Genomic DNA, 22958 nt, shown 5'->3' on the forward strand with positions numbered 1-22958 from the left:
GAGCCCGGGCCGCCGTCGGTCTCATGGCAGCCATGGTCAGGCGCGAAGCCGATTAGGGTGCGGTGGCCTGGCCGGCGGGTCTTCACCGCCTGCCTGCCATGGGCGTATCATGGGGAAAGTCTTGGCTCAGGCATCATGGATTCCGGAAAGGATTGCTGCAGACAGATTTTCGCACCACCAAAGACACATCGGAGAGAATCTTCACCGGGTTTCCGGTCAACTTCCCCTGAAGCCTGCTCAGGAGCAGATAGGAGGTGTTGGCTCCGATTTCGGTAAAGTCCTGTCTGACCGTGGTCAGTTCCCTCTCCACGTCAGGGCATGCCGCCCAGTCGTCAAAACCGATGACAGATATGTCTTCCGGAACGCGCAGGCCTCTTTCCCGCAGATTGCGGATTGTCTTCACTGCCAGTCTGTCATTGCAGCAGAACAGGGCAGTGACTTCCCCGGCCCTGATCTGTGCGGCCAGCATATCGTAGTCTATATCCATGATCAGGTTTTCTCCGGAGACATTCAGCCCGGCGTCCCGCATCTTGCTGCAGAAGCCGTCATAGCGTTCCTGCTCCGATTTGAGGAAGAAATGATATCCGGCGAACCGTATTTTTTCATGCCCGTGTTCCAGAAGCAGACGGGCGGCCATGGCTCCGCCGTCATAATTGTTGCAGCCGGAGAAATAGCATGGATAGCCGGGATCGTAGCGGTCCAGCAGCACGAAAGGGATTCCCTTCCCCTCCAGATAGCGGTAGTTTTCCACGCTTTTGGCCGGGTCGAAAGAATAGAGGAGCAGTCCCTCTACATTCAGGTCCAGCATTTTCCGCATGGCTTCCGCTTCCTGTGCGGCATCCGCGTCAATCCATTCCACGATGAGGGAGTAACCGAAAGAGGCGGCCATGTTCTGGGCTCCCCGGATAATCTGGATGTAGGAGCTGTCATTGCGGTCCTCCGAGTACAGAAGCAGGGCGATCAGATGGCTGGTGGCAGCGGCGCTTACGGGAGAGGTCACGAAGGTGCCCTTGTGCTTGAGCCTTTTGATATACCCCTCTTTCGCCAGCTCCGTCAGGGCCCTGCGGACGGTGATGGTGCTCACCTGATAGATTTCCGCATATTCCGCCTCTGTGGGCAGTTTGGCGTCTATGGCCAGAGTGCCGTTCTTAATCTGCTGCTTTATGGACTGTTTTACAATGGCATATTTTGTCGCCTTAGTCTCCATGTTCGATTCCCCCTGACTGCTCTGTATGGCTCTGCTGTAAAACTATAATAAAGTATACATTATAAAAACAGAAAAAACAAGATTAATAAACGATTGGTTTGGCAATCTGACGGCTGAGAAGAACGCTGAAAGGCAATCCGTCTGTTTGCGCTCAAAGGGTGCTATATTTTCATAAATAATGTGAAATAATGTACTACCATCAGAACGGAAGTGGAAAAATGCTGATGAATACTGGATTTTTGGCAGTGCCGTATTATGGCTGAAAGAAATACTATGGCTCTTGTGAAGGATGCGTTTGCTTTTTTATAATAGGCTCGTAACTGACAAGTCGTTTCTTCAGACGATAAAAAGGAGGATTTTATGAAGAAAAAAATGTTGGCGGTACTGTTGGCTTCCGCGATGCTGGCGTCATTGGCTACCGGCTGCGGCAGCAGCCCGGAGGCCGGGAACGCAGGTTCTGAATCGGCAGGTTCGGATGATAGCGAATCTGCTGCACCGGAGGAATCTGTATCTTCGGAAGACGCGGGAGCCGAGGCGGCGGACGCGTCACCGGAAAGCGGAGCCGGCGCTGGCGGACAGATTACTTTCCCTCTTGCCGAAACGGAGAATTTCTCCATGCTGTGTGTCATCAATGGAGACACCCCCATGGAGGAGGTGGACGCGTTCCAGTATCTGAACGAACAGAGCAATGTGACATTTGAAGTGAACAGCGTTCCGTCCGGGGACGCGGCCGAAAAGGAGAGCCTGATTATCTCCTCGGGAACCTACCCGGATGTGTTCATCTTCTCAAGCCTGGGCAAGGATAATATCGACAGGTACGGAAGCGAGGGCGTGTTCATACCGCTGGAGGACTATATCAGAACATATGCGCCGAACCTGACGGCTCTTTTGGATGAAAGAGAACTGTGGCCATTCATCACCGCCCCCGACGGACATGTCTATGAAATGCCCGCGCTGAATTCCGGCGCTGAGCTGGAGGCTGGTTTCCATATCTGGCTGAACTTCCAGTGGCTGGAGAATCTGAACCTGGAGGCGCCGAAGAGCCTGGAGGATCTCCATGATATCCTGACAGCGTTCAAAGAGCAGGATGCCAATGGGAATGGGGATGCCAACGACGAAATTCCCCTTTCCGTGCCTGACGGAATGGGGTATCTGCTGAACTATCTTCCTTATTTTGGTTATAACATGGATGGCAGCACCCGCTGTGCCGCGAAAGATGGTAATCTGGTATACGTGCCCACGGATGACGGCTATAAGGAATTCCTGAGATACTTCACACAGCTTTATCAGGAGGGCCTGCTGGATCCCGCCAGCTTCACACAGAACTACGATCAGATTGCGGCGAAAGGAAGCGCGGGCGATGTGCTGGGGTGCTTCTGCGCACTGGCGTCTTTCCAGTTTGCCGGGCGTGAGCAGGACGAGAAATATCAGATTATCGATCCTTTTGAGGGACAGGATTATCCGCTGTCCACAGGTATCATGCATGGAAGCATGATGATAACGGATGCCTGCGAGAAACCAGAAATTCTGGTTGCATGGGCTGACCGGCTCTACACGGAAGAGGGAGGAGAGCTCTACTGGCTTGGTGTAGAGGGACGTGCCCATGTAAAGAATGAAGACGGTACCTGGTCCTGGAATATAGGCGGACCGATTGGTGATGATATCGAGACCATACGTGAAAAAGGAACCCTGAAAGACCAGACGGCTTTCCCCGGCTTACAGCCTGACCTTTGGTTCACCGGCATCACGGATCCCGATGAATCCTATCTGATCGGACAGAGAGGAAAGATGCTGGAGTGGGGTAAGCTTCCTCTTCCCGCGATGTCCTACACGGCGGAAGAGACCGAGACGATTGCCTCCCTGAAAGCGGATCTGGACAGCTATGTCAACCAGTACGGCGCGCAGGTGATCACCGGGGAGCTGGATCTGGATGCCAGCTGGGACGATTATAAATCCACCATGGAGACCATGGGAGCTGCCGAACTTTACGATATCTATCTGAAAGCGTTCCAGGAGGCTCAGTAGAACAGGTACAACTGAATGATATGTCGACAGCCGAAGGGCGCCACGGCTATAGCGGCGCCCTTGCCTGTTACATGACCAACAAGGAAAGGAATGCGAATCGTGAACAGGATATCTGCCATAAATGCAAAAAAAAGAAAGCCATGCAAGCCGCTGTCCGAGCGTCTGGCATGTGAATTGAAAAAGAACTGGGCCTTATACCTGATGATTCTGCCGGTCATGGCATATTTCATCATTTTTGCCTATATACCCATGAGCGGTGTGGTGCTGGCATTTAAAGATTTCAAGGTGAAGCTGGGCATTTTCGGGAGCCCGTGGGCGGGACTGAAGCATTTCAGGCGGTTTTTCGGTGGATATAACTTCGGCCTGCTCTTACAGAATACCATAGGAATCAGCTTATATTCTCTGCTGGCAGGATTCCCGATTCCCATTCTGTTCGCCTTGCTTCTGAATTATTTAAAATATGGACGTCTTCGGAAGACCCTGCAGATGGTATCCTATGCGCCATACTTTATTTCCACAGTGGTAATCTGCGGCATGATCGCCATATTTATGGACGCGGATACGGGCATCTTTAACCAGATTATCGTTGCTCTGGGCGGGGAATCCGTAGACTTCCTGAGCAATCCGAGATATTTCAAGAGCATTTATGTCTGGAGCGGTGTCTGGCAGGGCATGGGCTACAGTTCCATCATCTATATCTCCGCGCTGGCGGGGGTGGATTCCTCTCTCCATGAGGCTGCGATTATGGACGGAGCGACGAAGATGCAGAGAATCTGGCACATCGACCTGCCCGGTATCAAATCCACCATCGTCATGCTGCTGATCATGCAGATGGGCTCATTGATGAATGTAGGATTTGAAAAGGTCTTCCTGCTGCAGAATGATCTGAATATGAAAGCTTCGGATGTCATCAATACCTATGTATACAGAGTGGGTCTGATACAGAACAATTACAGTTACTCGACGGCTGTGGGACTGTTCAATTCTGTCATCAACATGACGCTGGTCATTGCGGCCAATCAGCTGTCCAAAAAGCTGACTGAGGAAAGCCTGTGGTAAAAGGAGTGCGTATGAGCAAAGGAAAGACGATAAAAAGGAAACGGGTGAATTCGGACAGCGTATTCGATGCTGTGAATTTACTGATTATGCTGATTCTCCTTGTGGTTTTCGTATGGCCGCTGTGGTTCGTGGTGATTGCGTCCGTCAGCGATCCGGGAGAAGTCTGGCAGGGACATGTCATCCTGTTCCCCAGGGGAATCACGCTGGACGCCTATGAGGAAGTCGTTCAATATAAGACCATATGGACAGGCTATCTGAACACCCTCCTGTATACCCTGCTGGGTACGGCCATCAATATGGCGCTCACTGTCTGCGGCGCGTATCCCTTGTCCAGGAAAGATTTCCCGCCGCGGAAGATATTGATATTCATTCTTATGGTGACCATGTATTTCAGCGGCGGATTGATTCCCACCTACCTGGTGGTGAACAGGCTGGGGCTGATTGACACGGTCTGGGCCATGGTGATTCCCAACGCGATTTCCGTGTTCAATATCATCATCACCAGGACCTATTTCATGAACAGCATCCCCGAAGAACTGCGGGAGGCCGCCCAGCTGGACGGAGCGGGCAACATGCAGTATCTGTTCAGGGTGGTCCTGCCTCTGTCGAAGCCTATCCTGGCCGTCATCGGGCTCTTCTACGCGGTGGGGCACTGGAATGACTTCTATTCGGCGCTGATTTATATCAACTCCCAGCAGCTCCTGCCCCTGCAGTCTGTCCTCAGGAAGCTCCTGCTTACCACACAGATGACCCTGCAGATTTCCAGCTCCATGAGCCCGGACGAAATCATGCGCAAGACTCAGCTGGCCCAGACGCTGAAATACAGCTCTATCATAGTATCCACGGTTCCTGTGCTGTGTCTGTATCCTCTGGTGCAGAAGCATTTCGTCAAAGGAATCATGATTGGATCCGTGAAAGGTTGACAGATGGGACCGGGGGAACATAAAATAAGATAAGCTGCGGGATTCCGAACACACAGAAAAAACGACGGAGGAAAGAAGGAATGGAGAACAGACAGGAGTTTCCGATGCAGTTCATCTCTGCCTCGACAGAATACGCGGATTTTGACCGCCAGGTGCCGGCACCTTATATCCGCAAAAAATTCGCGCTGGACCGGATGCCGGAGGAAGCGGAGCTGCTGATTACAGGACTGGGATTTTACCGTGTATTTATCAACGGAAAAGAGATTACGAAATGTGCCCTGGCGCCGTATATCAGCAATCCGGACGACATTATCTACTATGATGCCTACGACGTGCTGCCCTGGCTGGAGACCGGCGGCAATGTGATAGGAATCATTCTGGGAAACGGAATGTGCAATGCCTTTGGGGGCTTCATATGGGACTTCCACAAGGCGCGGTGGAGGGGCGCGCCCATGACGGCGCTGCGCCTGGATCTGGTGTATGGGGACGGAAATATTTTATCCATAGAAAGCGATGAGTCTTTCCTGGCCCATCCGTCACCGCTTCTGGAGGACGACATCAGGAGCGGTGAAATATACGACGCAAGGCTGGAAATCCCTGACTGGTGCTCGCCCTCTCTGTGGGAGGAGGGATGGCATGCGGTTGTCAAAAGGACGCCGCCCAGAGGGGAGCCGAGGCTGTGCACCGCCTCCCCTGTGAAAGTATGGGAGATACGCAGGGCAGTTTCCATCACCCCCTGCGCGGAGGGCTATCTGTATGATTTCGGCGTGGACACGGCGGGAATCTGCGAGCTGACAGTCCGGGGCAGGCCCGGGCAGGAAATCAGGATATCTTATGGCGAATGGATTCATGACGGGATTCTTGACAGGAAGAACCTGATGTTCCCGGAATCCGATTCCCCCTATAAGGAAAGAGTCCAGGATACCTGCTATATCTGCCGGGGAGAGGGGGAGGAGAGCTGGAAGCCCTTTTTCAGCTATTACGGTTTCCGGTATGCCTATGTTCGTGGAATCGATAAGGAGCAGGCGGATGAAAACCTGCTGGCTTACCATGTGCTGGGCGGGGACTTTCAGGAGATGGCTGACTTTTCCAGCTCCGATGCCACGGCTGACAAGCTGTGGGAGATGACCAGGAGAGCGACTCTCTCTAATTTCCTCTGGTTCCCCACGGACTGCCCCCACAGGGAGAAGAACGGATGGACAGGGGACGCGGCCCTCTCCGCGGAGCATATGCTCCTGAACCTTTCCGTGGAGGATTCCCTCCGGGAGTGGCTGCGCAATGTGATGGCGGCCCAGAGGAAAGACGGCTCCCTGCCCGGAATCGTCCCCACAGGGGAATGGGGGGACGGATGCGGCCCTGCCTGGGACCAGGTGATTGTGGAGATTCCCTATTGCCTGTATCGTCTCCGCGGGGACCTGGACACGGCGCGAGAGGCTGCGCCGTCCGTCTTCCGGTATCTGTTCTGTCTCTCAGGGCTCCGGAACGACAGAGGACTGGTGGACACGGGGCTGGGGGACTGGTGCGAGACCGGCAAGAGCGGAGGCGGCCAGAAAGCCCCTGTGGAGGTGACTTCCACCGCCGTGGGCGTCCATCTCCTGGAAGAGGCGAAAGTCCTGTTCCGGGCGCTGGGCAGAGAGGCCGAGTATCAATATGCGGACAGGCTGCGGAGAGAACTGAAAAAAGCCTTCAGGCGTTATCTGATCGACTTCTCTACCATGACCGTGGCCGGAAGCTGTCAGGCGTCCCAGGCCATGGCAATCTGCTACGGCCTGTTCAGAAAGTCGGAGCGCAGGGCGGCGTTCTCCCGGCTCCTGGAAATCATCCGCCAGAACGGCGGGTACATGAACGGAGGGGCGCTGGGGCTGCGGGTGCTCTTCCATGTGCTTACGGACTGCGGGGAGGCGGATCTGGCATACGAGATGATCACGAGGCCGGATTATCCCTCCTACGGCAACTGGATCGCCAGAGGGGCCACTTCTCTCTGGGAGGACTTCCTGGTGCCGGAAGCGGACATCCATTCCCGGAACCACCACTTTTTCGGAGACATCAGCGGATGGTTCCTGCAGGCTGTGGCGGGAATCGTGCCCAATCCTTATCTGGAGGATCCGGACAGTATTCTGGTATCGCCCCATTTCATCCGGAAGCTGCGCCATGCCGGAGGGGCTTTCCGCACGCCGTCAGGCAAAATCGCCCTGAGATGGGAGAGGGACGGGCAGAATCAAAAGAAAAACGAAATAGTATCGATGAACATACGTATTTCAGGAAATTTAAGCGGCAGGATATGCCTGCCTGCCGGCTGGGAATTTGAGGACGGCTTCTGTGAGAAAGAGCTGAAAGAGGGAAATTATATCTGCAGGAATACCATGCCTGCGTAGCCTTTTGGGGAGGAGCATATGGAGAAAATAAGGAAAAAATTGCGGATGATCAATTACAGCACGCTGCTGAAATATTTTTTATCTTATTTTCTCCTGCTCAGCGCCCTGCTGATGTGTTTCTTCATCACGTTCCGGCATCAGCTCCGAACAATTTACTATACCGAACAGGACAATCGCATCCGCCAGAACCTCCTGCTGTTCCGGCAGAGCTTTGAGACCGATCTGGATGCGGTGTTCAACATTCATTACAATCTGTGTGAGAACACGAACCTGAAGATGCTCCGGCATTCCTCCGATTCCTCCTGGTACAGTTCGCTGGGGGTCAAGGACATGCGGCAGTTTACCGATGCGAACCATCTGATATCCGACATTATCTATATTCAGGACGGCGGAGACATTATCCTGGCCTGCAAGAATTATGTATACAAATCGAAAGGCGACTACTATATCATGCTGGACGGCAATCCGCTGAAACTTCCTGTGGGAAAGTACGGGCATGAGAACAGGAATTCCATGGTATATGTGAAGAACCGGGAATCCTCCCTGCTGCTCCTGTTCCCCAGCACAAAGAGCAAAAGATACGACCTCTTCTATATCATTGACGCAGAGGAGATAACAAGGCGATGCACGAACATGCTGTCCGAGGAAATCTCCGGCATCTATCTGACCGACGGAGAGGACAATATGATTTCTTTCCTGGGGGAGAGCCGGAAACTTCCGGCCTCTTCCATGCTACGCTCCTATGAACTCCAGAGGATAGATGAGGGAAATGACTGGATATACACGCTGCCCCTGCACACGAATCTGGATCTGTCAGTATGCTTTTCCAAGGACATCCTGATCGGGATTGCTAACAGGGCTTTTTTCGATTTGTATCTGGTATTTTCGGTGATAGGATGCATCGGACTGATGTTCATCCTGTTCGGAATGCGCATGACCTACTCGCCGCTGTACAGGCTCCACGAAAAGTTCACGGACGGGCGGGAAAAGGAAAAGAATCTGGAGACACAGCTGGACACGATGTTTTCCACCACGCTCCTGGAACAGAAAAAGCTGCAGGAAAAAATCGATAAGTATTATGGCATCATGAAAGAATCCATACTGGACACTATCGTAAACGAAAACGGGGAGGAAATCACGGCGGAAAATATGGAGAGGCTTTTTAACGGAGAACCCAGTTCCCTGATTTATATCGTGCGGATCATGCCGGCAGACGGAAAAGCCACTGATTCGGCGGCAAAAGATTTTCAGGACTATGTCCTCAGGGCTTTCCCTGACAATGATTCTTTCTGCGTCTGCCTGGAAGTGACGCCGGAATATTTCTCCTGGCTGATTTACTACGGAGGGCAGGACAGGGACAAACACGCGGTGTTAAAGGAACTGATGCGGGACTATCAGAAAGAGTCCGGGTGCCTGGTGGTGCTGAGCAACGGTTCCCCCTCCCCTCTGGACATTCCGAATCTGTACACGAATGTGTGCTCCGCTTGGAATCACCGGGAGAACGCCTCCGTTCTGTTCTATGATGAGCTGGGGGATGATATCGGCGACGACGGATTCCCCTATCCCTATCGTGAGCTGAACGGATTCGCCTCACGGCTCATGCAGCTGAAGTTCGAGGAGGCCGGGCAGGCCCTGGGTCATATTTTTGCATCCCTGGAGCAGTCGGACTTTCCGGCCTTTTATTACAGGAGCGTGCTGACGGAGGTGCTGACGACCATCATCACGGACATGAACCAGCAGAACATCAAGTTCAGCGCTTATAACGGCACGTATTTTGAGGCCCTTTATTATATCAGGAGCTTTGATTACCAGGAGAAAAATAAAGAGATTTACGATGCCCTGATTTCGCTGATAAAGCTGTTTGAGGAGGAGCTGGCCGGAGTGACGATACAGAGCGGGCAGATACAGGAATTCATCGAAGCCCATTACGCTTCCTCGGAATTTTCCATCGCCATGCTGGCCAATCGGTTCCATATCAGTATTGCGTATATGAGTTATCTGTGTAAGAAGTATTTCCACGAGAATTTTTCGGATTATCTCTGGAATATGCGCATGGAAAGGGCTAAATTTCTGCTGCGGAACACACAGGATTCCGTGGAGGATATCTGCGTTGCGGTGGGATATGAAAACGTGTCCAGCTTCCGCAGGAAATTCAAGAAAGAATTGGGGCTGACTCCGTCCCAGTACAGGAACGGAGAGGAATAAGGCAGACAAAGGGGCACCTGGGCTGACAGGTGCCCCTTTGCGCGGGCAGGACGCATTTCCCGCCCTGGTATGGGAGTCAGGGGCAGCGGGAGTCCGGGCCGCCAGTGACCTCCATGCTCCCGTCGTCCTTTCTGCGCCATCTGACGGAAATGGTTCCGGCAGCCGTCCGAATAGAGCCCTCCGCCCACTGGAGAGCGGCTATGTCGGCCGGTTCCAGGAAGCAGTCCGCAAAGCCCGAGCTGTCTTCCCGCTGCTTTATCCCCAGGATTTCCGTGAACAGCAGTTTCACCGGACTGCCGAACATGGGGTGGTCGTGGGAGGTATGTCCGTCCCAGTCTTCCCACAGCGTTGTGGCTCCGGCCTGCATCATCCGCGCGAAAGAGGCCGGGCCGCTGCCGGTCAGCAGGCGGAAAGCCAGATCGGCCTGGCCGTCCGCGAAGAGACGCTCCAACAGCACAGGCGTGCCGAAGATGCCTGTGTCCAGATTCTCCGGCGAGCTGTATCTGGCGGCCAGGTTTTCTTTTGTCCGCGCATCCCCCAGCTTTAGGTTCAGCGCAAAGGCGTTGGCTCCGCCCCGGCCGCCGCAGAAATCCCCGGTGGTTTCATCGAAATAGGCCTGCAGGAGGGCTTCTTCGGAAGCGCGGATGCGCTCTTCCAGCCAGACGGGCTCTGTCTGGCCGAGCATCCGGCCCATCTGTCGGAAAGCTTTCATTCCCAGGATATAGTAATAAGTGTTGATGAACTCGGGCGGGACCATGCCCTCCTCCGCGGGAGGGGCGCACCATTCACCCAGGCACCAGCCGCCCGCTTCCTCCCGGACAATCAGGCCGCCGCTGCTGCGGGAGTCCATATATTCCAGCCAGCGCAGGACGGCGGGATAACCCTGCTCTATCAGCGCGGTGTCGCCGTAAACTTTGTAATAGGCCATGGGGACGAGATAGACCGCCCCGCCCCAGCCGCCGGGGCCTCCGCCTCCGCCCAGGAAAGGGGCGGTGTGGGGGATATGCCCGGTGTCCGCGCCCTGGCTGTCCAGGATATCCCGGTACCATTTCCGATATAATCCCTTTGTGTCCAGGGTCATCATGGCGCTCTCGCAGGTCAGCTGTCCGTCCCCGGTGTAGCCCAGCCGTTCTCTGTGGGGACAGTCGGAGGGGATGCAGCCGTGGTAATTGTTCCGCTGCGTCCGGATATAGGCATCGTACAGCCAGTTCAAAGTGGAATCGGAACAGCGGAAAGAAGAGGTGACGGCCGCGTCCGTGCACACCAGCGCCGCGGACAGCGCCTCCCCCGGCCCCTCTGTCTGGAAATAGCGGAACCCGTGCCAGGTGAACCGCGGGCGGGCTTCCAGGGGCGCCGCGCCGCAGAGATAACGGTCTTCCTGAATCTGGCCGTCTCCGCCGGCGGAGGCGAAATCCAGGCTGTGCCCGTCCGGGGTCAGTTCCTCCGCGTATTTCACGGTGACGGCCTCCCCGGGCCTGCCGGAACAGCGCACCGTGACCCATCCGGCAATGTTCTCGCCGCAGTCGTACAGCTTTCTGCCCTCATCCTCCCACAGCAGGACGGGGCTTAAGCTGCCCAGGACTTTGTCCGGAGGGCAGTCCTGCCTGGCGAGCTGTGTCTGGGGCCCGTGGGAGGGCCTTGCGGGCTGCCAGCCGGACCTGTCGGCATCTGCCGTGCACCAGTTTTCCTCCAGGAGGGCTAAATCCTGGATCTCTCCATAGAACAGATTGTTTTCCAGAATCCCGCTGGGTTTCCAGAGAGTCTCCGGGCCGCTTTCCAGCAGGACTTCTCTTCCGTCAGCCCAACTTAAGTGAAGTTCATAGCGGAGCTTCGGGAAGCCGAAAGGAAAAGTCCCCTCCGCGGTGCGCCTGGTCTGGTGGAACCAGCCGTTTCCCAGGTGGAAGCCGATGACATTCTCTCCCTCGGCCAGCCAGGGCAGCAGGTCATATTCCAGGTACAGGCAGCGGTAGGCCGTCCGCTCCTCCCAGATGGGATAGCCCGCATCGCATCCCAAAGTGGAAGCATAATTGGTGGGCGCGGGGGCGAATTCCTGGTCGCCCACCCGCTTTCCGTTTGCGTACAGGTGGAAATAGCCCAGTCCGCAGACTTCCAGCCGGGCTTTTGCGGGAAGCTGTTCCAGAGAGAAGTTTCTCCGGAAGAGAGGGGATTCGCAGATATTGTCGCCCTGGATCCAGTGCATATTTTGCATAGTCAGTTACCTCCGTAAGTGGTAGGATATGGGTGGGACAGCGTATTGATAAGGAAAGTTGAATATATTAAAGTATATATAATAATATATAAAAGTCAATAGCTTTTGCCAGCTTTCCGGCAGTATATGGGCAGAATGGCAATGATGTGCAGTAAATCGGAAAAAGAGAATGCATCCTTATAAGTATATGATGTATTATAGCAATAAAGTATAATTTAAAAACAAATAAGTTAAAAGCCATGCCTCAATGGAAGAGCAGGGAGCTGCGCAGTGTCAACTGCGGAAATCCGTCGGCGTCTGTCCCGTATATTTTTTGAACACCTTATAAAAATACCTGGGATCCTCATATCCCACAAGGGAAGAGACTTCAGAGGCAGGAATGTCCGTGTTCAGCAAAAGATTCCTGGCGGCATCCATCCGTATCCCGGTGAGGTAATCGAGAGGGGAGCCCCCTCTTTCTTTTTGAACAAAGTGGAAAAATACCGGGGATTCAGATGGAAGGATTCCGCCAGCATCTCCATGGAAATCGGCTCCCGGTAATGCTCCGTGAGGAAAGCCTTGGCCCGCTCCGTCACAGGCAGATCGTCCTCCGGGGATTTGGAGAGGCAGGTGAGGGAGATTTCCTCTTTAATCAGGAGAAGAATCTCGTTCCTGTTCTCATGGGAGGACCAGAAAGCATTGTCGGTAAAATAGTCCCAGTTCGCCTTTGACGGAGCATAGTTCAGGCGGATCAGCAATTCATAAATAGGCTGGATGAGGTACACAAAGTTATACACCAGAGGGTATAAGCCGTCGATGTAAGAGCATAGCCTGTCCGCGGTTTCCTGAGGGCTCTTGCACCGCAGCTCATTTTCCAGGCTCTTCCAGTCCGCGTCGCCGGGAATCCGGCCGGCATTTTGGGGAGGGCACCCGATGGAGTAGACCTTTCCGTTCCCCGAGAGGAAACGGTATGATATCAACTGGGGCAATGTGGCGGCAGGGACCCTGATCGCCATGCTCCCCGCCATTGTCCTGTTCGGCTTCATGAAAGAAGTTTTTGTGGAAAATATCGCGGGCGCGGTAAAAGAATAGGGGACAGGCGCCGATGGAATAGATATACTGCATAACGCCGGAAATGAAGAACGCCCTGGAGTGAGCGTGGTAAACCATGAAAAAGGGACTGGTCCGTCTGCATAGCGGTCTTGAGGGAGCGGATCTGCTGCAGGAGGACTTCGACAGAGCCGTGAAGCATGCGCTTGCCGGGAGCTGAGGGGCGCGGAATGATTCGTGCGGACAAGTGTGCCCTGGGGGCGGCAGGATTTTTTTGTGAAAGGAAATTGTAAAAAGAATTCAGGCATGGTATACTGTGGATCAGGATGAACCAGGATGATAAAGGAGATAGCGATGGAAGAGAATGCGGCAAAGTGGAAGAACAGAAAACTGACTTATCTAAGCCCCGCAGATATCAGACCGGAGGGCTGGCTCAAGAGACAGCTGGAGCTCCAGGCCAGGGGCTTATCCGGGCATCTGGACCTGATCTGGCCGGATGTGCGGGACAGCAAGTGGATCGGAGGCGACAGGGAGGGCTGGGAGAGAGTGCCCTACTGGCTGGACGGCTTCATCCCGCTGGCCTGGCTTCTGGAGGATGCCGGTTTGCAGGCCAGGGCGAAGCGCTACATAGACGCAATCCTCTCCGGGCAGCAGGAGGACGGCTGGATCTGTCCCTGCAGCGTGGAGGAGAGGGAACGGTATGATGTGTGGGCGGCTTTCCTGATCTGCAAGGTGCTGGTGGTCTATGAGGCCTGCAGCAAAGATGAGCGCATCGAGGAAGCGGTGTACAGGGCGCTGAAGCAGCTGCTCTGCCATATCAGCGCAAAGACCCTGTTCGGCTGGGGCGCGGCCCGGTGGTTCGAGTGCATGATTCCGCTGCTGTGGCTCCACGAGAGGAGACCGGAGCCCTGGATGGACGAACTGGCCTATGTGCTGGAGGGCTGCGGCATCGACTATGAGAAGCTGTATACAAAGCTTTCCTTTAAGAAGCCCGATGTGAAGCGCTATTGGACTTATGTGAATCATGTGGTGAATGTAGCCATGGCGTTAAAGTCCAGGGCGGAGATGAGCCTCCTGACAGGGGAGGACTGCGATGCCTTTGCGCTGGAGTTCTACCGGAAGCTGATGAAGGAGCATGGCATGGCGATCGGACATTTCACGGGGGATGAGTGCCTGGCCGGGACCAGCCCTCTGCAGGGCAGCGAGTGCTGCAGCGTGGTGGAGGCCATGTATTCCTACGAGGAACTGCTTTCCGTCGGCGGGAATCCTTTCTGGGGAGATCTGCTGGAACAGGCAGCTTTTAACGGTCTGGCTACTACGGTCAGCGCGGACATGTGGACCCATCAGTATGACCAGATGACCAACCAGGTGGAATGCACCAGAGTGCCCGAGGAGAAAGTGGTCTTCTGCTCCAACAGCGGAGAGTCCCACAACTTTGGCCTGGAGCCCAATTTCGGCTGCTGTACGGCGAATTTCAACCAGGGCTGGCCCAAGTTCGCCCTGTCCGCGGTGATGGGGACAAAAGAGGGGCTGGCGGTGACGGCCATCGCGCCTGTGCGGGTGGAGACATCCGTTTTGGGCAAGAATGTGTGCCTGTGGGTGGACACCCGGTATCCGTTCCGGGATACGCTCCGGATAAAGGTCCTGCCGCAGGAGCGGTTCGAGTTTGAAATCTCTGTGCGGATTCCGGGCTTCGCCAAGTCGGCCCGGGTACGCATGGGAGAGGAAGTGCAGCAGGCCTGCCCCGGCACCTTCTTTACGAAACGGAAAATGTGGGGAGAAGAGGAGATAGAGATTTCCTTTACCTTTGAGCCGGAATTCGTGGAACGGCCAAGCGGCATGGCGGCTCTGCGGAGAGGCCCTCTGTTCTACGCGCTGCCCATAGAGGCGGAGTATGAGCGGATTGAGTACGAGAGGGACGGCGTGGAGAGGAAGTTCCCTTACTGCGATTACGCTATCAGACCTAAGTCGGACTGGGCGTTCGGCTTCGGGAAAGAAGACATAAATGTAGTGCATGAAGAGTTCCCCGCTATGCCCTTTGACCGGGAGAAGCCCCCTGTCATGCTGGAGATGGAGATGGTGCCTTTGGACTGGAGGAAAGAAGACGGCATGTGTAAGGAAAAGCCGGAATCCGCCAGGCCTGCGGGGGCGGCGGTGACGAAGCGCCTCTACCCTTACGGATGCACCACCCTCCGCATGGCGGAGATGCCAAGGCTTGCGAAAGCGGACTGAGTATCTGCGCTGCCGGAGGGCGTGAGAGATACGAAAAACAGATGATAAATCCATGTGCCAACGTTGGACGGCTTGCCTCTGACGTTGGCATATTTGCGTATTGGGCGGGAGGGATTCGGACTTAATATTCTCTAAAGATTTATTAAAGATATGGGAAAACGTATTGAGCCACAGGGAAAATTTTGCTATATTCTTATATGGATTTTATAGGAAATGGATTTTATAGGAAAGAGAAAACAGGAATAGATATGGAAAAGTTGAAAAAAATATGGAATGCCGTCATTCCGCCCTATGGCAGGATTCCGCTTATCGTGGCTGTCGTCTGGAATATGACGGTGTACTTTGGATCCCGGGTGATTGCCGGAGGATGGCCCCACCATAATATAGAGGGAAAGTTGGACCGGCTGATACCTTTCGTGCCGTGGACGGCAGTGATTTACCTGGGCTGCTATCTGTTCTGGATCGCCAATTACATCCTGATTGCCAGGCAGGGGAAACGACATGTCTGTCAGTTTTTTGCGGCGGATTTCCTGTCCAGGTGTGTGTGCCTGGCCTTCTATCTGCTTTATCCCACCACGAATACCAGGCCTTTGGTGGAGCAGGGGGGCTTCTGGAACCAGGTGATAATCGGCCTGTATGCCACGGACGCGGCGGACAATCTCTTCCCGTCCATCCACTGTCTGGTGAGCTGGTTCTGCTATATCGGGCTGCGGGGCAAAAGAAGCGTCTCCTTATGGTACCGCGGGCTTTCCTGTGTGCTGGCGCTGATGGTCTGCGTCTCTACGCTGACCACGAAGCAGCATGTGGTACCGGATGTAATCGGGGGAATCCTCCTTGCGGAAGTCTGTCTTTTCATCGGAAAAAAACCGAAAGTATGGGGTACTTATGAAAAGATTCTGAATAAAATCAACAGAGGACTTCGGCTGGAAGGAGGAGACTCGTGAGATTATGGAAGAAAAAGAATTCCAGGTTAAAAAGAATTCCAGGAAAAAAATAATCGGGAATGCTCTTTTTGTGGCCGCGGTCTTCGCGCTCACTGTTTACGGCGTCTTTCACGGGGAGGACCTGGAAGGGATGATGGATGCCATCAGGGAGGCGGACATAAGGTGGCTGATTCCCGGCGCCGCGCTGGTGCTGTTCTTCATCTGGGGCGAGTCCGTCATTCTCTGGCATATGCTGGGCTCTTTTGGCATCCGCCTGAAGAAGAGAATCTGCTTTCTGTTTTCCTCTGTGGGATTCTTTTTCAGCTGCATCACGCCCTCGGCCAGCGGCGGCCAGCCTATGCAGATATATTATATGAAAAAAGAGAAGATACCCATCCCGGTAGCAGCAGTGATACTGATGGTGGTGACCATCACCTACAAGCTGGTGCTTGTGGTCATCGGCCTGGGGGTCGTCTGTTTCGGCCGGAATTTCCTGCACCGGTATCTGGAGGGAATCCTCCCGGTCTTTTATCTGGGACTTGCGCTGAATGTGTTCTGCGTCACTTTCATGACAGTGCTGGTGTTCCATCCGGTCCTGACGGAGTCCATTCTGCGGTGGGGGATGAAATGGCTGGAGCGGCGGCGTTTCCTGAAACGTAAGAAGGAGAGGGGCAGAAAGCTGGGCGAATCCATGGAGGTATACCGGGAGACTGCTCTGTACCTGAAAGAGCATGCGGGAGTGATCTGGCGGGTGATATTTGTCACCTTTGTCCAGCGTATGGCGCTGTTCGCAGTGACATGGACGGTATATCAGGCCTTTGGCATGCGGGGCACTTCTGTGTGGGATGTGGTGTTCCTGCAGGCTGTGATATCCGTCTCGGTGGATATGCTTCCGCTGCCGGGGGGCATGGGAATCAGCGAGGCCCTGTTCATGAACATATTCGCCCCGGTCTTTGGGACGGTGCTTTTGCCGGCCATGGTTCTGTCCAGAGGGATGGGGTATTACGGAGAGCTTCTGATCAGCGCGTTCTTTACGATTGCGGCCCAGCTGTACTACACTTTCCGGCGGGCAGAAAAAGGGGGCTAAAATAATCGGGGAACTCTGCCGATATATACTTTGTATTATTTGTTTAATTATGGCTATTTACGACTATTTGCGCGGATGACGGGCATATTGTATAGACAGGACTTTTGGAACGGGCGACGGAATGTGAGGAGGGGTTCGCATGATAGGATTTTATGATTACACGGTGATACTTACATATATCAGCTTTATATCGGCGGTGGCGGGAATCTTCAGCGCCAGCACCATGAATCTGCGCTGGGCGATTTTCTTCCTGGCCTTATCGGGGCTGTGCGACATGTTCGACGGGAAGATTGCCCGCACCAAGAAGAACCGCACGGAGGATGAGAAGAGCTTTGGAATCCAGATCGACTCCCTGTGCGATATCGTCTGCTTCGGCGTACTGCCGATTGTCATCTGCTTCAAACTGGGGATGGACCGCATCTGGAGCATGGCGATTCTGGCATTGTATGGGCTGGCCGGACTGATCCGGCTGGGGTATTTCAATGTGATGGAGGCAAAGCGCCAGGCCGAAGAAGGGGGGGCGCGTAAGTATTATCAGGGCCTGCCCATCACTTCCATGGCCATCGCGCTGCCCATCCTGTTCGTTGTCTCCCCGCTGTTTCCCAGCCATATGGCTTTTGTGGTGGCGCTGCATATCGTGGTGGCGCTGGTGGGTTTTCTTTTTATCCTGAATTTCCAGCTCCGCAAGCCCTCCGTCAGGGAAGTACTCCTGATTGTGGCTGTGGTGGCAGTGGCAGTGACGGTGATTCTCTTTGCCTGGCACGGCTGGCGGAACCTGATCAAGGGGAGTCTGTAAAGGAGGTATCTTATGGGTCTGGTGGTTGACAGAAGAGGAAAAATCGTGGAGGCTGAATCCCTGCAGGACCGTATCCTGAAGGGATTGTACGGCCATGTGCTCGGCAGGGCGCTGCTGAAGCCCCTGGTATCCCCGGCGGTCTCGCGACTGGTTGGGGGTTTTTTGGATTCAGGGTTTTCAAAAGCGCTGATTCCCTGGTTCATGCGCAGCCATTCCATTGACATGGCGGATTATGAGCAAAAGGAGTATGAATCCTACAATGATTTCTTCACCAGGAGAATGGCGAAAGGGGCGCGCAGCATAGATTCCTCTCCCCAGGCGCTGGTCAGTCCCTGCGACAGCAGAGTCAGCGTCTATCCTGTGGACGGGGAATGCGAATTTACAATCAAACATACACGGTACACAGCGCAGAGCCTCCTGCGGGATTACAGGCTGGCGGCGGAATACGCCGGAGGGTATGTGTGGGTGTTCCGGCTGTGCGTGGAGGATTATCATCGGTATATCTATACGGACGGCGGCAGGGTGACAGGATCCGTGAGGATTCCGGGAGTGCTGCACACGGTGAACCCTGTGGCCAACGACAGGTATCCTGTCTATAAGGAGAACACCAGGGAGTACTGTGTGATAAGGTCAGAGCATTTCGGCAAAATGATTCAGATGGAAGTGGGAGCCATGCTGGTGGGGAAGATTCATAACCATTTCAGAGGAGAGCGTGTGCGCCGGGGATGGGAGAAAGGGCGTTTCGCTTTCGGCGGCTCCACGGTCATTCTCCTGACGAAGAAAGGCGCGGCCCTGCCGGATGAGGATATCCTGGAGAATTCCCGCCGGGGATGGGAGACGAGAGTTCGGCTGGGAGAGCGGGTAGGGGGAAGACCCGCGGGCTGAACAAAGCCGTATCGGCGCGAATCCTTTTTCCTTTCAGACAAAGGGCAGATTCTTTATCAAAAGACTATTGTAAAAGTTTTTGACAATTGGTACAATGGCATTTGGATAATCGAAATTCTGTCATAAAACAGACATGTCGGAGAAAGGTTGGAGGAAAACTATGGAACATCAAAAAAGAAACGCGTTTTCAGGCTCAGTAGGTTTTGTGCTGGCAGCGGCCGGAAGCGCCGTGGGGCTGGGGAATATCTGGAGGTTTCCCTATCTGGCGGCAAAGGACGGCGGCGGGCTGTTTCTGCTCGTCTATCTGATTCTGGCGCTGACGTTCGGCTTCACGCTTCTGGTCACGGAAATCGCTATCGGCAGGAAGACGAAGCAGAGTCCCCTGACGGCATACACAAAGCTGCGGCCCAGATGGGGATTCCTGGGAGTGCTGGCCTCGCTGGTGCCGGTGATCATCCTGCCCTATTACTGCGTGATCGGCGGCTGGGTGATCAGGTATTTTCTGGCGTACCTGACGGGGGAGGGCATGCAGGCGGCGGAGGACGGCTATTTTACCAGTTTCATCACCGCCGAGGTCTCGCCCATCGTGATGCTGGCGATTTTCCTTGCGGTGGTATCTGTAGTCATCATCCTGGGCGTAAATAAGGGGATTGAGAACTTTTCCAAGGTGCTGATGCCCGTTCTGATCCTTCTGGTGCTGGGAATCGCCGTCTTTTCCCTGACGATTTCCCATACAGATGCCGACGGCGTGACCAGGACGGGGCTTGAGGGCTTCCGGATCTATGTGGTGCCGGATTTGAGCGGAATCACGCTGAAGGGGTTCTTCAGTGTGCTCCTGGACGCCATGGGGCAGCTGTTCTTCAGCCTGAGCGTGGCCATGGGAATCATGGTGACCTATGGCTCTTATGTAAAGGACGACGCGAATCTTGTGCGCTCTATCAATCAGATTGAGATTTTTGACACTTTGGTTGCTTTCCTTGCCGGAGTCATGATCATTCCGGCGGTATTCACTTTCATGGGCAGGGAGGGAATGGAGGCTTCCGGGCCCAGCCTGATGTTCGTATCGCTGCCAAAGGTCTTTTCGGCCATGGGCGGAATCGGGAATGTCATCGGCGGCCTGTTCTTCGCCATGGTGCTGTTCGCGGCGCTGACCAGCGCCATCTCTGTAATGGAGGCTGTGGTCTCCAGCCTGATGGACAAGTTCCGCTGGTCAAGGCTCAAGGCGTCTCTGATTGAGATGGCGGTGGCCCTTGCCGCGGGAATCGTGGTATGTCTTGGCTATAACAAGTGGTATTTCGAGCTGGAGCTGCCCAATGGGGCCATAGCGCAGATTCTGGACGTCATGGACTATTTGAGCAACAATCTGTTCATGCCGCTGGTGGCAATCGGAACCTGTCTCTTGGTGGGATGGCTGCTGAAGCCCAAAGCTGTCATCGATGAGGTGGAGAAGACGGGAGACAGGTTCGGCAGGCGCGGGCTGTATGTGGTGATGGTGAAGTTCATCGCGCCAGTGCTTTTGGTGATTCTTTTCCTGAAATCGGTGGGGATTTTGACAGTGATTTAGAAGTAAGAAGGCTTAAAAGCGGGCAGGGTAAGTTCCTGCCCGCTTTTAACGTCAAATGTTTTCCGGGAAAAGGGTGAATTCTTCCTCCTGAGACAAAATCAAGAAGCCGCCGTCCTTGGCGGCAACGGTTCCGCCCGCCACACGGAGCGCATACCTATGGCCTTCATGGCAGGAAAGGATTCTGTCTTCCCGGGCTTTTGGCTGCGTGGGGCACCCGGCGGCATCGAGGAACGATTCCCGGAGCCCTTTGATCCGGATGCCCTCTTCCGTGAACAGCGCCTGCCGGTCGCCCCAGGAGTTAATCGGCTCCATCTGAGCCGTGATTTCCTGGAAAGGGTTCAACAGTCTGCGCCCTGCCACAGAGGAGAGCAGGACAGCCATAAAAATTGCAACCAGAAATATGGAGCCTACTGTCAAAAGCAGAGGGAGGGAGCCCTGCAGAAATACGGAAAAGGGGATTCTGCCGGTCAGGGACCACCCGGTGCGGGTCAGGGGGATGGTAATGACTGTATCCTGGAATACCTTGTAAGAGCCGGGGCTGGCGGACGCAGGGGAGGCCTCGGGGACGGACAGGAGAGAATTGCCGTTTTCATCGTACAGGGTGATGGAAGCGCCTGCGTCCGCGTACCTGGCGTAAAGGAAGCGTATGTCCTTGTTTTGGATGAACTGAAGACGGATACCCGACAGGCTGCCCATCAGGGTGTCCATTTGATAAGCCATTTCTGGCAGGCATGCCCGGCAGGAAAACCGGAGGCGGGGCTGTCCCCCTGGTAAATCTCCTCGATGTATCCCAGGATGGCAGGGATGGCTCCTGCCGCCGATAAGTTCAGTTCCTCCAGCGCGCCCTGGGTCTGCCTGCAGAGGGATTCATCTGCCAGATAGGCCTGCATGAGCTGGGAGAAGCGGGTTCCCACAGGAGCCCGGGCAGGTTCGAGCTGCCTGGCCTGCTTGTCCAGCGCCTCCCTGGCCTTCTGGAGGCAGGCCTGTATCTCGGCCTCCGTCATGGTGGCCTTCAGCAGATAGTCCCGCACTCCCAGGGACATCATCTTCTGGAGGGTCTTGAACTCCTCCAGGCAGGTGATGACGATGATATAGGGCTCCAGCCCCGCGTCCCGCACGGATTCAATCAGCTGCTGTCCGCCCATGCCGGGCATCAGGAGGTCGGTGATCAGGACGTCAGGACAGCTTTTTTGGATAGCCCGGAGGGCCTCCGCGCCATTGCCGGCATCACAGACTACCTGCATATTGTATTTTTCCCAGGAGACGCTGTTCTTGATGCCCAGACGCACGAAAAACTCGTCTTCCGCTATGATGACCTGATACATGACCTACCTCTTATCTGAAAACGGGCTGCATTTGTAATGTCTTTTTTCCATTATAAACAAATCGGCGGAAAAAAGCAACCGAAGCACTTGCCATTTCCGGGGGGCGGATGATAGAATGGAGGTACAGACAGGAGGTGCTTGCGGTGGCGGGGAACAAGGAAGAAGGGCATTCCTTTGAAGAAGGGCATTCCTTTGAAGAAGGGCATTCCTTTGAAAAGGCAACGATTCAATGGCACCCGGGTTTCTACAGTGCGGCAGAGCTTGAATTGATTTCCAATAAAGACGCGCTTGCGTTTGAGAGAGAATACAATCTGAGCAAAGCGCCGCTTCGGATGGATCTGCTCATTATAAAGAAGCTGGCGGATGTACGCATTGAGAATGAGATTGGGCGCATTTTCAAAAGATACAATGTATATATATGTAGCGATTAAATCTTGCCCCAAAACCGGATAAACGGCATGACTGGCTGTGCTATACGACTGGCAAGAATTAAATGCCGTTTATATAGTAGAGTACAAAAGTCCGGAGGATGGACTGTCCATAGACGACGACTACAAGACGATAGGATATGCATGTCTGTACAAAGGATTCGGGGAGACGGTGGACGAAGTTCCCGCGGAAGAGCTGACAGTATCGATTTTCCGGGAGAGATGTCCCAGGGAATTGCTGAAAGCTTTGAAAAAAGCGGGACTTAAGGTTGAACAGCGTTTTCCGGGAATATACTATATAGAGGGGAATGTGCTGTTCGCCACACAGATTGTGGTGACAGGGCAGCTAAGCCCTAAGGCCCACAGCGAGCTATGCATTCTATCCAGAAATGCCAGAGAGGAAGATATCAGGACTTTCATAGGCAAGGCGGCATTGTTGACGGCACCGGGGGACAGGGACAATGTGGAGGCAGTCCTGCAGGTCAGCATTTCTGCGAATGAGAAAGTCTACGATGAGGTAAGGAGGGATTTTGCCATGTGTGATGCACTACGAGCGCTTATGAAGGAAGAAATCGAGGAAGAGAGAAACAAGAGCAGAGAATCTGGAATGGCAGAAGGCAGGGCAGAAGGCAGGGCAGAAGGCAGGGCAGAAGGCAGGGCAGAAGGCAGGGCAGAAGGCAGGGCAG

19 protein-coding genes are annotated in these 22958 nt (G+C 54.3%); 13 read left to right on the plus strand and 6 right to left on the minus strand.

The features are described 5' to 3' along the window. Nucleotides 1-133 precede the first annotated feature (133 nt). A complete protein-coding gene (locus NFS35_RS23880; protein WP_251209563.1) occupies nt 134-1207 on the minus strand; it encodes a GntR family transcriptional regulator in 1074 nt (357 codons plus the stop codon). A 360-nt stretch (nt 1208-1567) separates the two neighbouring features. On the opposite strand from NFS35_RS23880, the gene NFS35_RS23885 reads away from it, so the two are divergent. The 5 genes from NFS35_RS23885 (at nt 1568) to NFS35_RS23905 (ending at nt 9794) form a co-directional block, all read left to right on the plus strand. Further along, a complete protein-coding gene (locus tag NFS35_RS23885; RefSeq protein WP_251209564.1) occupies nt 1568-3232 on the plus strand; it encodes an extracellular solute-binding protein in 1665 nt (554 codons plus the stop codon). A gap of 99 nt (nt 3233-3331) precedes the next feature. Further along, nucleotides 3332-4291: an ABC transporter permease gene (locus tag NFS35_RS23890; RefSeq protein ID WP_251209565.1), complete on the plus strand. Its 960-nt coding sequence runs from the start codon at nt 3332-3334 to the stop codon at nt 4289-4291. 11 nt (nt 4292-4302) lie between these two features. Next, nucleotides 4303-5214 (plus strand): carbohydrate ABC transporter permease, encoded by a 912-nt coding sequence (locus tag NFS35_RS23895; RefSeq protein WP_251209566.1) that lies wholly within the window; start codon nt 4303-4305, stop codon nt 5212-5214. Nucleotides 5215-5294: 80 nt separating this feature from the next. Further along, nucleotides 5295-7589, plus strand: a complete 2295-nt coding sequence (locus tag NFS35_RS23900; protein WP_251209567.1) for a family 78 glycoside hydrolase catalytic domain — start codon at nt 5295-5297, stop codon at nt 7587-7589. An 18-nt stretch (nt 7590-7607) separates the two neighbouring features. Further along, complete coding sequence (locus NFS35_RS23905; RefSeq protein ID WP_251209568.1) at nt 7608-9794, plus strand: helix-turn-helix transcriptional regulator; 2187 nt, start codon at nt 7608-7610, stop codon at nt 9792-9794. Nucleotides 9795-9870: 76 nt separating this feature from the next. On the opposite strand, the gene NFS35_RS23910 is transcribed toward NFS35_RS23905, so the two are convergent. From NFS35_RS23910 to NFS35_RS23915, 3 genes are all read right to left on the minus strand, one after another. Beyond that, the gene (locus tag NFS35_RS23910; protein WP_251209569.1) at nt 9871-12003 is read right to left on the minus strand and encodes a family 78 glycoside hydrolase catalytic domain; all 2133 of its coding nucleotides are present in this window, start codon (nt 12001-12003) and stop codon (nt 9871-9873) included. A 273-nt stretch (nt 12004-12276) separates the two neighbouring features. Continuing rightward, nucleotides 12277-12420: a helix-turn-helix domain-containing protein gene (locus NFS35_RS29975; protein WP_408629654.1), complete on the minus strand. Its 144-nt coding sequence runs from the start codon at nt 12418-12420 to the stop codon at nt 12277-12279. Next, entirely contained in the window at nt 12393-12998 is a 606-nt protein-coding gene (locus NFS35_RS23915) for a helix-turn-helix transcriptional regulator (RefSeq protein ID WP_251209570.1), read from the minus strand. Before NFS35_RS23915 ends, NFS35_RS29975 begins: the two co-directional genes overlap by 28 nt. A gap of 370 nt (nt 12999-13368) precedes the next feature. On the opposite strand from NFS35_RS23915, the gene NFS35_RS23920 reads away from it, so the two are divergent. The 6 genes from NFS35_RS23920 (at nt 13369) to NFS35_RS23945 (ending at nt 20519) form a co-directional block, all read left to right on the plus strand. Beyond that, nucleotides 13369-15264 (plus strand): glycoside hydrolase family protein, encoded by a 1896-nt coding sequence (locus tag NFS35_RS23920; RefSeq protein WP_251209571.1) that lies wholly within the window; start codon nt 13369-13371, stop codon nt 15262-15264. Nucleotides 15265-15512: 248 nt separating this feature from the next. Next, nucleotides 15513-16208: a phosphatase PAP2 family protein gene (locus tag NFS35_RS23925; protein ID WP_251209572.1), complete on the plus strand. Its 696-nt coding sequence runs from the start codon at nt 15513-15515 to the stop codon at nt 16206-16208. 4 nt (nt 16209-16212) lie between these two features. Beyond that, nucleotides 16213-17274 (plus strand): lysylphosphatidylglycerol synthase transmembrane domain-containing protein, encoded by a 1062-nt coding sequence (locus tag NFS35_RS23930; protein WP_251209573.1) that lies wholly within the window; start codon nt 16213-16215, stop codon nt 17272-17274. Nucleotides 17275-17413: 139 nt separating this feature from the next. Further along, nucleotides 17414-18070, plus strand: coding sequence for a CDP-alcohol phosphatidyltransferase family protein (locus tag NFS35_RS23935; protein WP_251209574.1), 657 nt, complete (start codon nt 17414-17416; stop codon nt 18068-18070). 12 nt (nt 18071-18082) lie between these two features. Beyond that, nucleotides 18083-18955, plus strand: a complete 873-nt coding sequence (locus tag NFS35_RS23940) for a phosphatidylserine decarboxylase (protein ID WP_251209575.1) — start codon at nt 18083-18085, stop codon at nt 18953-18955. A 160-nt stretch (nt 18956-19115) separates the two neighbouring features. Next, nucleotides 19116-20519 (plus strand): sodium-dependent transporter, encoded by a 1404-nt coding sequence (locus NFS35_RS23945; protein ID WP_251209576.1) that lies wholly within the window; start codon nt 19116-19118, stop codon nt 20517-20519. 51 nt (nt 20520-20570) lie between these two features. On the opposite strand, the gene NFS35_RS23950 is transcribed toward NFS35_RS23945, so the two are convergent. Continuing rightward, nucleotides 20571-21239 carry a hypothetical protein gene (locus NFS35_RS23950; RefSeq protein WP_251209577.1) on the minus strand — a complete coding sequence of 223 codons (669 nt, stop codon included), beginning with the start codon at nt 21237-21239 and terminating at the stop codon, nt 20571-20573. Continuing rightward, nucleotides 21215-21844, minus strand: a complete 630-nt coding sequence (locus NFS35_RS23955; protein ID WP_251209578.1) for a response regulator — start codon at nt 21842-21844, stop codon at nt 21215-21217. Before NFS35_RS23955 ends, NFS35_RS23950 begins: the two co-directional genes overlap by 25 nt. 107 nt (nt 21845-21951) lie before the next feature. Between NFS35_RS23955 and NFS35_RS23960 the strand changes: the two genes are divergently transcribed. Together NFS35_RS23960 and NFS35_RS23965 are read left to right on the plus strand one after the other, a co-directional pair. Further along, the gene (locus tag NFS35_RS23960) at nt 21952-22275 is read left to right on the plus strand and encodes a hypothetical protein (RefSeq protein WP_251209579.1); all 324 of its coding nucleotides are present in this window, start codon (nt 21952-21954) and stop codon (nt 22273-22275) included. A gap of 37 nt (nt 22276-22312) precedes the next feature. Then, on the plus strand, nt 22313-22958 hold a 646-nt coding region (locus NFS35_RS23965; protein WP_251209580.1), incomplete at its 3' end, for an RpnC/YadD family protein.

This window comes from Acetatifactor aquisgranensis, assembly GCF_943193215.1.
Taxonomy (GTDB): Bacteria; Bacillota; Clostridia; order Lachnospirales; family Lachnospiraceae; genus Acetatifactor; species Acetatifactor aquisgranensis.